The organism is Anaerocolumna sp. MB42-C2 (assembly GCF_030913705.1).
Classification (GTDB): Bacteria; Bacillota; Clostridia; order Lachnospirales; family Lachnospiraceae; genus Anaerocolumna.
Map to the genome: position 1 here is coordinate 1,464,793 of NZ_CP133190.1, position 13,771 is coordinate 1,478,563.

The window sequence follows — 13,771 nt, forward strand, 5'->3', positions numbered from 1 at the left end:
AATTTTATAAGATATACCACATATCCATAAAATTTATTAGTCTTGTAATTGCTAAAATTTATATCGTTAGTATTTTGTTTTTCAATTATATAATCAAAAAGCGCGGCATTTCCTTTTGGGAATCACTATTCTCTCATTTCATATAGTTGTTAAATAAATCCTGCCATCAGTGTTCTGTACGTTACTTATCTTCCCCATAAAATTGAAACCACTTAAAATCAAAACTGCTGCCCGGTAAAAACAAAAAACTCACCTTTTGATTTCCGGTAACTTTATTTACCCTGAACTCATATTCCTTATAATCAGCCGAATATGGAATTTCAAAACTTTGTCTTTCTTCCGATTCATCACCTTCGAAATTAATGTGGATAGTGTTACGATCCGTTCTGGATTTCCCGCAGATAACCACTTTGTTAATACCCCTGTCTCCAAAATCCATATTCTTAAAATCAATGGCAACGTTATTCCCTATCTTTTCTATTGCCTCCTTTGTAACCGTAAAACAATCGCCATATATGTTATTGTATTCAACAGCGGATAATCTGGCAAAGGCTTTTTCATAATAAGTAAAGTTAAAGCCCTTAATATCTAATTTGTCCTTTATCCCGATACATATGGCAGTAATTCCTTTTAACCGTTTTGGAAGTCTGTACGTCTCGGCTTGATACGTATTCCAAATAAAATCTTTATCATATTCCGTATCCAAAAGCAATTGCGAATCTTCCTCTCCAGGAATTCCCTCCCAGATTTCAATCTGAGTCGAATTATGACTTAAATGATAAATTGGTATGGTTATTTCATCCGATCCATATTCACCAAAATCCACATTCTTAAATCCGATGTAGTTCAAAGCATTATCGGTTGCAACGCCCCCTAACAACCCGCTGTGGAATTCTCTGTTGCCATAGTTGTAAAGACCGGCGGAAACGAACTGATACGGATTGATTAAAATTTCACCCAAACCGGTTATTTGAAATTCCAGTTCCGAAATAACCTGGGGATTTTTACCTCCGTTTTTAGCCGTACAGCATAGGCGAAACTCACCATCTCCCATTGCAGTAACAATGGCTTCCCTGCCCTTTACCTCTATCTTAGCTACGTTGGAAATAATGCCGTTTACCGTCATGGCTTTCCATTCAATCTCTTCATAAGTCGCATTTTCCGGAAATATTCTGGCGGATACGATTGTTTCTTTCCTTTCTTTGGTTAAATGGTTATTCCCTTGGTTTATCAGTTCAATTTTTCGGATTGGTATTTCTATCACATCTTCTGACTGCTTATTCTCAGTTATGGAGGAAACCCCGGGTATCTTTTCACAATGCAGGGCATCTAAGCGCAGTACTTCAGTTTTCATTCCCGGTGATGAGACCTGGCAGGTAATACTGCCTGCTTCCTGCTTTGACGCTATCATTGCGAGAAGTTTTCCAGAGAATAATCTCCTGCTGGTTCCTTTATAAGAATCATAGTCTGTACTATCGCCATTATCAAGACCTACAAGTCTTCCTGCACCGCTTACCCTTACTTCCACCCGGTTATTCGCATTCCTAACCGGTACACCGTTCTTATCCGTCATTGATATTTCTACAAAGACCATATCCAACCCATCCGCCTTTAGTGCAGCTTTATCCGGTTTTAAAACAATATTTGCCGCATCTTCAAAGGAACTTTGCATATCCGTCGCAATAACCCGGTCATTTTCATCATAAGCTACCGCCTTGATTATACCCGGTTCATAGGGAATCTGCCATTCCCCGCTAAGTTGTTTTCCCTTTTCATGATCAATACAAAACAGACCTAAAGAAGTATCATTAAAGAAGAGTTCTGTCTTCGGTGCGTTTGAATAGACTCTAATATCAATCAATTGCCCTTTATTAAAATCCCAAAAGGGAAGAAGATGCACCATAGGATTTTCTTTGTAATCGGTCCATTCTGCCTGATAAATAAAAAAGGCATCTTTTTTAAATCCAGCGGTATCTATCTGCCCGAAATAAGAATTCTTCGTAAAGTAAGGGGTTGGTTCCCCTATGTAATCAAAACCGGTCCAAATGAATTGACCAAGACAAAATTTTGCATCCCGGTCATCTGTAATATTTTTTTGTGAATTTTTTGCCCCCCAATTGGTAGAACAATTTCCCAAAGAAGAACATTGCTCGTCTTCATGGGTGACCAGTACATTACCGGCCGGAAAATGGTAGATTCCCCTGCTTTGTATGGTAGCAGCGGTTTCACTTCCATAGATAATCCAATGGGGATATTTTTTATGATGTTCTTCGTATAAAGCTTCTCCATAATTATAGCCTGCTATGGGAAGTTCTTCGGTACATTTTTGAGCATTTTCCCATTTCATATAATTAGATGCAATGGTCACCTGGCCATTTTTCTTAGGATCGTGTTTAAGGACCAGATCCCGAAGCATCCTGGTTATTTCAAGCCCTCTTTCACTGGCATGGGTATCATAAATCTCATTCCCAATACTCCACATAATAATACTTGGATGGTTTCTGTCCCGACGAATCCAACTTGCTACATCCTTATGGCACCACGTAAGGAAAAACCTGGCATAATCATATTCGGTCTTCGGCCGTTCCCACATATCAAAAGCTTCAGAAACTACTAAAAACCCTAGTTCATCCGCTAAATCCATTAGTTCCACCGCAGGCATATTATGGGAAGTCCGGATTGCATTCACTCCCATCTCCCTTAATATCATAAATTTTCTACGAAGGGCAGCTTTGTTCACTGCCGCCCCCAAAGCACCCAAATCATGGTGTTCGCATACACCATGGAGCTTAATCTGTTTCTCATTCAGGTAAAAGCCTTCATTACTGGTAAAGCGCAGAGTGCGAAAGCCAAAGTTCTGGCTTACCGAATCAATAGCTCTTCCCTTTATGATCAGCTCTGTTTTTAACACATACATATTGGGGTCATGGAGATTCCAAAGAAGGGGATTGTCTATCCTTAAAACCTGTGGATAACGTGCAACTTCCTTACTTAGTAAAATTTCCTCCTGGCAGACTGCCACTGTATTCCCTGCTTTATTAAGAACCGTATTCTTAAGGACGCCCTTCTTGTAACTCCCGGACTCATCGATTAATTCAGCTTCAATTTCAAGCCTCCAGCCCTCTGTCTCCTTACTGGTAGTTATATAGATACCATCTGAAATAAAATGGGCCGGTTCTGTGACTTTGAGCCAGACATTTCTATAAATACCGGCACCGGAATACCAGCGGGTATTTAAATTCTGGTAAACCACACGAACTTTAATTTCATTTTCTCCTGGTACTAAATAATCCGTTATGTCAAATTCAAAAGAGGAATAACCATACTTCCATTCCCCCACCATACGAGTTCCCACATATACGGTAGAATCCATATAGATTCCCTCGAAATAAAGGAAATAATGCTTATGATCCAGGTCATCTATGAATAATTTCTTTTGATACCAGCCCTCACCTGTCTCATACAAATCCTTTGTATTATAAATCAACCAGTCATGAGGTAAATCAACCTCCTGCCAACGGATATCCTCCTGATTTATCCTTTCTGGAGAGGTTGAAATATCCTGTTTTGTAAATTTCCACCCATCATTTAATAAATATCTCATTTTTTCTTGATTCCTTCCTCTCATTTCATATAGCAGTTAAATGAATCAGATATCCCTTAAAATCTCCCGATATTTTATTAAGATTCAAACCGGCGTACATTAATGTATCTCCGCCATAAATTTTGTCTTCCCCTTCAATTCTATAATTCCTGTTAGGATTAAGACCCTTTAAATAAATTCTCCTGCTATGACAATTGGGTCTGTTTAACACCTGAATATAAGTCACCAGTGCTTCTTCTTTGTCTTTTGATACTACCTGAAAACAGTCATAAAAATGATTTGTCCGATATGAGGCAATGCGGTAATAATCACCGGTGCGGATTAACTCATTGAACTTTTTATACAAAGCGATCTGTTCCGGTATCATTTTACGGTCTTCTTCCGGTATTTTCGTTACATCCAATTCATACCCAAAGGTTCCGGCAAGTGCAACGTATCCCCTTGTTTCAAAAGGTGTTACTCTTCCCACATTATGATTGGGAGAATCGGATACATGGGCACCAATGGAAGATAAAGGATATATGAGTGCCGTTCCTTCTTGTATTAAAAGCCGTTCAATCGCGTCCGTATCATCCGAACACCAGATCTGCGGACTGTAATAAAGCATTCCCGGGTCAAATCTGGCACCACCGCCGGAGCAATTTTCAAGTAATAAATCAGGAAATTCATTTAAAAGACGTTCCTGTAATTCATAAACCGCAAGGACGTAGCGGTGGCTTAATTCTCCCTGACGGTCTTTTGGAAGTCCAAGACTGCCTAAATCCGCCAGCTGTCTGTTCATATCCCATTTTACATACTCAATATTAGCACTTCTAAGGATTCCCGCTACGCTCTCATAGGTGTGTTCCAATACTTCTTTTCTTGTTAAGTCCAAAACATATTGGTTTCTGCATAATCCCCTGGTACGTCCCGGTATACCAATCGCCCAGTCAGGATGATCCCGAAATAGATCGGAGTCCGGCGATATCATTTCCGGCTCAAACCAGATACCGAATTTCATTCCTAATTTATTTACTTCCTCCACCAGGTTTTTTAAACCCTTATTAATTTTTTCCTCATTCACTCTCCAATCGCCCAAAGCCCTGTTATCATCATATCTGTTTCCAAACCAGCCATCGTCCATTACAAGCATTTCAATTCCAAGTTTTGAGGCTTCTTTAGCAATAGAGATCAGTTTATCGGAATTAAAGTCAAAGTAAGTCGCTTCCCAATTATTTATTAAAATAGGCCTCTGCTTCTCTTTATATTGTCCTCTAATCAGATGGTTTCGGTATAAATCATGATAGGTGCGGGTCATTCCGCCAAGCCCTTCTATGGAATGGACCAATACTACCTCCGGAGCTTGAAAGGTTTCTCCCGGTCCTAATTTCCAGCAAAAATGCTCGGGATGAATTCCCATGACAGCCCGGACGCTTTCAAATTGGTCTAAAGATACATTTGCAATAAAGTTCCCGGAATAGACAAAATGCATACCATAAACCTCCCCTGTCTCCTGGGTTGCTCCTCCCTCCTTTAAAGCAATAAACGGATGGTATTGATGGCTTGATTCACCTCTGGTTGATCCGATACCCTGAAACCCATGGCACACTTTACTCTCCTGAATATGCCTCTCCCTTGCCCAGGAACCATGAAGGGTAATGAGCTCAAATTCCTTATTATCCATATCAATACAGGCGGATAATACCTTGGTTAAATAGATATCCTTTTGTGCTGTATTTTGAATCAATACACTTCTTATGATAACATCTGTTTCTTCAAATACAGCGTAGAAAAAAGTAACTGAAAGCCCCAAATTTGAATCTGCCAGCTTTAGTTCTAAGGTCATACATTGGTCTTTTTCGGCAAAAACAGCTGGTAATCCCCTAAGCTTCGGTTTACCCTCGTATATTTTATAGGACTCATAAAATAATTCTAAGGCCTCATATCCCTCCTGATCCCTGATTTCTATTGCTGTCTCCCTAAAATCACCTACTCCGCCGGTTGGATATTCAAAAGGAAAAGTATCCAAAAAAGGAAGCTTATCCCGTTCATTCGTAGAAGGTGTAAACGGCGGTTCTTTTATTCTTAACAAGTCCGCCGCATCCTGTCCCCTTATTTTTTTTCCATAATAAACATGTCCAACATATTTTTGATCTGCAATTTTAATTAAATAACTGCTGTCTTTTGAATCCAGTTTAAATACACACGTATCTTCATAATAATTAATCGCCATTTTTATACCTCACTTCTTATTTTAATAACATTTTTTCTATATTGTAACAGGAATGTCCTATCTCTGTCTATTCCTCCTTATATTTTTAATGGACTTTATAAGAAAACACATTAAGTGTTTCTATAAAGTCCATTTATCTATTACTTGGAATAACGATTAAAACACCGGCAACTAATTTTATTTTTTATTTGACTACTGCCTCTCTGGCCAGTTTTTGAGCTTCTGCATTAGCCTTGTCTACTTCTAACACCTTATCGTAACCAAGACCCATGGCAGTATCCTGCATATCTTTAATATACTGATTAAATTCTGCCTCATTTTTGGCAAATACTGCTTTCCAGGAGAATTCCTTAATAACTTCCTGTATCTGGTTTCTTATTGTAGTAATATCAGATGCTTCCGCCGGTGTGGAATAACCGCTGCCTGGTGAAACTACAATCTGATTGTTTTTCGTAAAGTAGTCAACTGCATTTTTAGCATCCATATGGGTCTGCCAATCCTTCTCGATATTAGAAAGGCTCTTCTGAGTATATGAGTCCCATAAACTGTAGTCATAAGGAAATCCTGTATCAGGATTAACTTCACCGACAGATATAGTCTTATAGTTTAACTGAGACATACCATCCTTATATTTTCCGCCGCCCTTTTCCTGAGGCATATCTGTATTGGCTGGATCTGTCATACACTGATATCCCAAATCCGTTAACCTCGGCTGATTGTCTGTCATATCCCAGGTAACGCCTTTTTCTCCTGTTGTAATTAAGGTAATTGCTTCCGGTGAATAATACCAGTCAATAAAATCCATTAATCTTTCTTTATCTTTTGCCTCACTGCCAATCATCATTGCTACACCCGGATTACCTTTTGCATAACATCCCCATGTATATAATTTGAAATCATCGATTGCAGCCGTATCAAAAAGCTTTCCATCTCCTTTATGCTTATCTGTATTATAACCGGCAGACAGCCATGGCCAAGGTGACCATAAGATAGCACCATCAACGTATTTATTATAAACTGTATCATAATTCTGGGTTGTGGAATCCGGATCCACTAGTCCCAGCTGATTTGCCTGGTAGAAAAACTTAAGACCCCTGATATACAGGGAATCATCCTCAAGGGTACTCTGCGGTTCTGCGGAATCATCTGCTTTTTGCCATAAAAATCCTGTATTGGCATATCCATAGTAGGAGGGTATCTGAGTCGCTATATTCATAAACGCACCATCCCAGTCTTTAAAGAAAGAGAAGGCATATGCTTTTTTACCGGAATCGCTAACAACATTCATATCCTGCATCTGTTTCATAACAGGAAGCAAATCTTCCATTGTTTTCATCACAGGATAACCCATCTGCTTATATAGATCCCATCTTAAGTAAGTTCCAAAATTCAAGGTAGTCCCCCCTAAGGGTTGCGTTGCCGGGTTTTCTGAAACTTCCGATGGAATTCCCCAGGTACCGGGTACTGTACTGTTATTTTGATTGGAAAATTCTATGGCATCCTTATATTTCTCCAGATTTTTTTTGCCACTCATCATATCTGTCATATCAACAATCAATTTCGCATCCACTAAATCCTGCAGTTTTCCTCCCGACATAGGATATATAATTAAATCACCTAGATTGCCGGCGGCACTGCGTGTCTGATACAAGGTTTCTCCACCACCTGCTACGTTGGGGGAAATAATATTTAATTCCATGTTAAATTTGTCTTTAATAATTTTCCCAAACCACCCGGTCTGAATACCTTGATAATTTGCAAGAGAATCGAATACATCTACAGTAATAAATTCCTCATATTTTTTACTTCCATCACTGTTTGCAGATTCTTCTTTCACAGTGCCTGTATTCGTATTGGTTTCTACCTGCGCGGTTTCCTTTTTACTCCCTGAGCATCCGGATAACAGGGATATCACCATTCCCAGACACAAAAATACACTAATAATTTTTTTCCTCATTTTTTCCTCCTATACATTATAAGTTTTATAATAAATTAAAATTTATTATCCTTTTATGGATCCCATCATAATTCCTTTAATAAAGTATCGTTGGAATATAGGGTAAATAAATAATATTGGCAGTACTACTATGATTGAAACCGTCATTCTTATGGATGTCGGTGTCTGTTGTGTTATTAATGACTGCACATTTACACTTCCGCTGGTATTCGTCTTAACTAACTGCGCTAAGGAATTAGCCTGGTTAATATACACATAGAGCAGATACTGTAAGGAGTAAAGCTTTTGGTTTGTTATGTAGATCAAAGTATCTCCAAAGGAATTCCATTGCCCTACCGCAGAAAAAATTGTTATTGTTGCAAGGATTGGTTTTGAAATGGGAAATATAATCCTGAAAAATACGGTTAATATTCCGGCTCCGTCAATTTCTGCCGCTTCTTGCAATGATACTGGCGTTGATTCTATGTAAGTCTTAACAAGAATAATATTAAAGGGCTGTACAATTGCAGGAATGATATATACCCAGAAGCTATTCGTTAAATGAAGATTTTTCATAGTAAGATACATAGGTATCAAACCGGCATTAAAATACATGGTAACTACCAGAAGCCGATACCATAATTTTCTTTTCCACATATCCTCCTGGGAGAACAAAAACCCTAGAAAGGCAGAACTCATTACGGTACAGGCGGTTCCAATGAATGTCCTGCCCACGGAAATCAAAGCTGCCCGTGAGAGCCCCTCCAGTTTTAGGACTTGAATATAATTTTCAAAATGTATATTTTTTGGCAGGAAGCGAATAAATCCATTCGCACTTAAATCATTGGCGCTTATTGTATTAATAATAAGATAGTAAAATGGATAGGAACATGCTAAGGTAAACAATGCAAAAAAAGTATAGTTAACTATATTAAAAGCAATATCCTGTCCTGTATTATTCTTTATCTTTTTAAGTATTTTCATTCTAAACTCCTATCTGTGCGCCACAGCGTACAATAAAATCAGGATGTTGAAAAACCGCTTTGTTTTTCAACTTAAATTCCATCCGTGCACCACGGTGCTCATAAAGTCAGGATATTGAAAAACTGTCCTTGTTTTTCAACCTGTCACCCATTACATACTTCATTTACTTTTATATAATTGACTGTCCACGGGTTTTTTTAGATACAAAATTAACAAAAACCAGCAATGTAACACTAACGATACTTTTCATCATACTTATAGCGGTAGCCAGTGATAAACTGCTTCCAGCCATACCAATGTTATAAACATACAGATCCAAAACCTGTATATGTTCTTTGTTAAAGGCATTCTGAAATACATAATATTGGTCCATACCATTATTAATAAAATTTGCCACACTAAGCATAAGCAATACAAAGAAAGTGGGCATTAATTCCGGAATGGTTATATATTTCATTAATTTAAAACGGCCTGCGCCGTCTACCTTTGCTGCCTCATATAATTCCTGATCGATACCTGCAATAGCTGCCAGGTACATAATCGCTCCCCATCCAAGTCCTTTCCAGGTTCCCCATAACCACATAGCTAAATAGGTATGTTTATCACTATCCAGGAAATTAATAACGCTGTCTGTAATTCCCCACTCCTGCAAAAGTGTATTTACCAATCCTGTATTGGATAATAAATTAAAAGCAATCGAATAAACAAGAACCCAGCTGATAAAATTAGGTATGGTAGTTAAGGTCTGTACAATCTTCTTAAAGGGAGTGCACTTGATTTCATTAAGTAAAATTGCAAATAAAACCGGCAAAAATGAGGTCGCTATACCAATTGTGCTCATTGCGAAGGTGTTCTGCATGACTTGTCCAAGTTGCTTTAGCTGCATTTTATTTGCAAACAGAAGTTTAAACCACTTAAGACCTACAAAATCCGTTTGAAATAACTTTAAAGGTGCCTTATAATCATAAAAAGCATAGATCCAACCATGTAATGGAAAGTAGGAAAATGCAAATACTAATACGAGAAAAGGAAGAGTTAATAAAAATAATTGCTTCCCACGTTTTGAATGTCCATTTTTGACGTTTTTTGATACTGACATCTATTTCTTTCCTCCTCTCATAAACATCCTCATCAGTTACTATAACCCTGCCTGATAAGCATGATGTCTATGTTTTTGATTTATGTTGATTTTATCATTCCGCTGAAATTCCTTCTACCCAAAAAATCCTAGCATTTACCTTAAAAAAAGCATATTTCATTATTAAATCCTCTAAATTTTAAAGTAAATAGTAAGAATTTTTAAGGTGGAAATAATTAAGGTTAACTGTTATGATTAATAATTACAATAATTAATCCATGATACACGATATCGCTATATTGTATACATAATATATAAGAAATCTTATTATTTTACAAATTGATATTCATAATATATAATTGGTCTAAGATGGGCAGTATCACTGGAAAACAGTGAATACGAAATTTCTATTACAAGAAAGGCAGATGTGATTTTGTTATGTATACAGTTTTAATCGCTGATGATGAAGCTATCATCAGAAGAGGTTTAAAAAAAATAATAGATTGGGGAATGCTTGGATTTGAAATAATCGGAGAAGCTTCCAATGGAGTTGAAACCCTTGCTTATATAAACGAACATAACCCGGATATCGTATTGTTAGATATTAAAATGCCCGGAATGGATGGCTTAGAGCTTTTAAATAAAGCTCGTTCAGAAAAATACAAAGGAAAAGTTATCATTTTAAGTGGATATTCCGATTTTAAGTATGCTCAGGAAGCGATCCGATATGATGTAAAATATTATTTGACAAAACCCATTGATGTTGTTGAATTAAAAGCTGCTTTATCCTCACTTTCCGAACAAATTAAGGAGAAATCCGCCCATCGTTCAACAGTCAATCATTATAAGGAAAAAGCTGAAAATACTATTTTACTGGATCTGCTCCAAGGTACAGCTGATTTAGCAAACATAAATTTTGATGATTTGCATATGACTTCAAATATCTACCAGGTGTTGATTTATGAAAAATACAGCCGTAATATTGCTGATATCACATATCATTTTTCCGAATTATTGAAAGTGACAAATCAGGATAACAGTTCCTTTCTTATTGTTAATGCCGGAAATAATGAAGTAATTATACTAAAAGGAGAATTTGCAATTCAAAAATTCAATGAATTTTTAAACCGTTTTGAACGGGAATTGAAACCACAAAAAGGTTCTCCTCTGGATTCTCTATTTATAGCATACGGACGTACTGTAACGTCACCTAAGGATATCCATATCTCCTATAAAGACTCCTCTTCTTTGTTACAACGCCGTTTTTTCTGTGAAATCAACCAGCATACCATCGGTTATAAGCAGCTTCCAGAAAATAATAATAATGCTTATTATATGACACATGAGCTGTTATTAGATTACTGTTCAAAGTTGGTTGCTTATATCCAGTCCTTTAATCGTAAAGCGGTCGCTGATACCCTCCATAATCTGGAGATCAAATTGTACAATTCACAAGACTGCATTCATGATATTAAATTATTTTTAACTGATTTATTTATTGAAATCAAAGATAAATTGAATAACTTGTACTCTGCAAAAAAATTGACCATACCTACCAATACACAGATCATTGATTTTATTCAAACCAAAAACTATCTTTATGAAATATTTTTATTCTTTACTGAGCAGTTTGAAGTTGTCTTGAACTCTATTGGTAATTTTTCCCGTGAGAGCGTTATTGATGATATCCTGTATTATATACAACACAATTATATGGAAAACATAAGATTAGAAAATATAGCTTCTCTTTTTGGATATAACAGCTCCTATCTGGGCAAAATATTTAATTTGAAAATAGGCGAGAGTTTCAATTCCTATGTGGATAAAGTAAGAATCGAAAATTCTAAAGAACTATTGATTCAAAAATCATTAAAAATATATGAAATTGCAGAAAAAGTCGGTTATCAGAATACAGACTATTTTTATATGAAATTTAAAAAGAACACCGGTTTAACCCCGGCAGAATACCGCAAAAAGTATGCTACCCCGAACGATAATAGGAAAGACCTATAGGTTTACACCTTCTTACAGGAGAGGATATGATTCTAACAAAAAAAACACATACCGTAATACGGATAAAAGTCAAAAAGCAAATGTACTTTATATTAATTCCATTAATTATCATACCTGTATTGTTTATCGGAATTGCCTTAACTTCCTACTTTGTAAAAGCTTTGTACCAACAAACCAGTTCTCAGCTGGAGTCTGATAATATCCGGGTAAAGTCTATCGTAGTTGATTGTGTTATCAATCTTTTTAATGTGTCCTCCGATTTATTAGATGATAAATCCCTTCATAAATTACTAACAACTAATTATACCAATTCTGAAGATGCTTTGGCTGCAGTCGCTGACTATGACCGCTTTCAGGATTATATGGATACTACTACGTCCATGACCTCAGTGACCGTATATACCACAAACCCTACTCTTCCTGATGGTAAATATATTAAAACCGCTACTCCTGAAATCATAGATAAATTATTCTCCAAGGTTTCTGTTCCATCCGGCAGTTCCTGGGGGTATAATTTTTTCGATCGGAATATTGGTAATACTTCCTCGGAATTATTATTGGTTCGATCTATTCCCCTGGTAAAAACTCATTACTCTGCGATTTTAGTTATTACGGTCAGCAATAATTTTTTAAAAAATAAAATCCAGAATAATTCTTTATACACGGCAATATCCCTTAATAAGGAACCTGTTTTTTTCAGTACTACACGCTCTATGCAGGGAAAAGACCAATCAGTACCAATTGATTATAATTCACGGTATTTCCTTTATAATGGATTGATACAGTATAAAAATAAAACTGTATTTGGTTATATATCTTCTCTGCCCGTATACCAGTCAAAAGATATACTTTATGTTACAACCATTGATTTTGCTGCCATTGATAAATTTATTAAAATTGTTATTATGTGTGCAGCCATTACTTTGCTCTCTATTTTAATCCCTTTATTGGGAATTGTCTTCTATACTAATTTTTTCAGTTCCCGTATTTTAGCATTAAGGCTGGCTATGAAAAATGCCAGCAAGGGTGATTTTAATATGATTGATTCCCTTCGAGGAGATGATGAACTGTCAGAAACCTTTACCGATTTACAGTATATGGTACTGGATTTAAAAGATAAGGAAGCTAAAATGTACGAAGCCCAGTTACTTGAAAAAGAAATTTTGAATCAGCAGCAGCAAATGGAATTTAAAATCTTGGCAAGTCAGATAAATCCCCACTTTATATATAATACCCTGGAGACAATTCGGATGCTGGCTATTGAAGAAAATAATCAGAATGTATCCAGCGCCATCTGGCTGCTGGGTAAATCCCTCCGTTATGTTCTGGAAAATACAGAAACCTTTTCTACTACCCTGGATAAGGAGTTGGATTACATTAATGTTTATTTGCAGATTCAAAAACTTCGGTTTGAAGATCGAATTGATTATACCATTGAGATACCGGAGCATTTTGCACCAAACGAATATCAGATACTTCCCCTTTTATTACAGCCAATCGTTGAAAATGCAGTATTACACGGACTTGACGATATTTCAAAAAATGGTGATGTTATAGTAAGGCTTAGTACAGATAACAGCACACAGTTAATAATTGACATCATGGATAACGGCAAAGGGATGCCGGAAGAAGTGATTAAGACTTTTAATTCTGATATTACACTGGATAAATCGGCTTCTGACAGAACAAGTATCGGCTTGAACAATATAAAAAGACGTATCCGCTTATTTTATGGAGACAATTATTCCATAAATATTAAAAGTTCCACCGAAAATGGAACCCATATTCAATTAATTCTTCCTTTAATCCCTATTTAAGCTTTAAACTACTCACCATTGTCTGAGTTTACTGTTCAATTATAATATATATTTTTTATACATGCCCCAGGTATATTTTTTAATCTGTTACAAAGTATGTAACATCATAATCCTGGAACTCGTCTTA

7 protein-coding genes are annotated in these 13,771 nt (G+C 36.5%); 2 read left to right on the plus strand and 5 right to left on the minus strand.

What is annotated here, in order from left to right; translation table 11 throughout:
• Window positions 1-181: 181 nt before the first annotated feature.
• The 5 genes from RBU59_RS06550 to RBU59_RS06570 all read right to left on the minus strand — a co-directional run bounded on the left by RBU59_RS06550 (window position 182) and on the right by RBU59_RS06570 (window position 9,835).
• Window positions 182-3,604, minus strand: coding sequence for a glycoside hydrolase family 2 TIM barrel-domain containing protein (locus RBU59_RS06550; protein WP_308147080.1), 3,423 nt, complete (start codon window positions 3,602-3,604; stop codon window positions 182-184).
• A 25-nt stretch (window positions 3,605-3,629) separates the two neighbouring features.
• A complete protein-coding gene (locus RBU59_RS06555; protein ID WP_308147081.1) occupies window positions 3,630-5,816 on the minus strand; it encodes an alpha-galactosidase in 2,187 nt (728 codons plus the stop codon).
• A gap of 184 nt (window positions 5,817-6,000) precedes the next feature.
• Window positions 6,001-7,773: an ABC transporter substrate-binding protein gene (locus RBU59_RS06560; RefSeq protein ID WP_308147082.1), complete on the minus strand. Its 1,773-nt coding sequence runs from the start codon at window positions 7,771-7,773 to the stop codon at window positions 6,001-6,003.
• Window positions 7,774-7,818: 45 nt separating this feature from the next.
• Window positions 7,819-8,736, minus strand: coding sequence for a carbohydrate ABC transporter permease (locus tag RBU59_RS06565; RefSeq protein ID WP_308147083.1), 918 nt, complete (start codon window positions 8,734-8,736; stop codon window positions 7,819-7,821).
• 169 nt (window positions 8,737-8,905) lie between these two features.
• Window positions 8,906-9,835, minus strand: coding sequence for an ABC transporter permease (locus RBU59_RS06570; RefSeq protein WP_308147084.1), 930 nt, complete (start codon window positions 9,833-9,835; stop codon window positions 8,906-8,908).
• A 417-nt stretch (window positions 9,836-10,252) separates the two neighbouring features.
• On the opposite strand from RBU59_RS06570, the gene RBU59_RS06575 reads away from it, so the two are divergent.
• Window positions 10,253-11,827, plus strand: a complete 1,575-nt coding sequence (locus RBU59_RS06575) for a response regulator transcription factor (protein WP_308147085.1) — start codon at window positions 10,253-10,255, stop codon at window positions 11,825-11,827.
• 26 nt (window positions 11,828-11,853) lie between these two features.
• A complete protein-coding gene (locus tag RBU59_RS06580; protein ID WP_308147086.1) occupies window positions 11,854-13,644 on the plus strand; it encodes a sensor histidine kinase in 1,791 nt (596 codons plus the stop codon).
• The last annotated feature ends 127 nt before the right edge of the window (window positions 13,645-13,771 follow it).

What these genes read in the sequence shown, in the direction of transcription:
- RBU59_RS06550 (WP_308147080.1), bottom strand. Translation starts at nt 3,604, where the DNA reads ATGAGATATTTATTAAATGATGGGTGGAAATTTACAAAACAGGATATT.
- RBU59_RS06555 (WP_308147081.1), bottom strand. Translation starts at nt 5,816, where the DNA reads ATGGCGATTAATTATTATGAAGATACGTGTGTATTTAAACTGGATTCA.
- RBU59_RS06560 (WP_308147082.1), bottom strand. Translation starts at nt 7,773, where the DNA reads ATGAGGAAAAAAATTATTAGTGTATTTTTGTGTCTGGGAATGGTGATA.
- RBU59_RS06565 (WP_308147083.1), bottom strand. Translation starts at nt 8,736, where the DNA reads ATGAAAATACTTAAAAAGATAAAGAATAATACAGGACAGGATATTGCT.
- RBU59_RS06570 (WP_308147084.1), bottom strand. Translation starts at nt 9,835, where the DNA reads ATGTCAGTATCAAAAAACGTCAAAAATGGACATTCAAAACGTGGGAAG.
- RBU59_RS06575 (WP_308147085.1), top strand. Translation starts at nt 10,253, where the DNA reads ATGTATACAGTTTTAATCGCTGATGATGAAGCTATCATCAGAAGAGGT.
- RBU59_RS06580 (WP_308147086.1), top strand. Translation starts at nt 11,854, where the DNA reads ATGATTCTAACAAAAAAAACACATACCGTAATACGGATAAAAGTCAAA.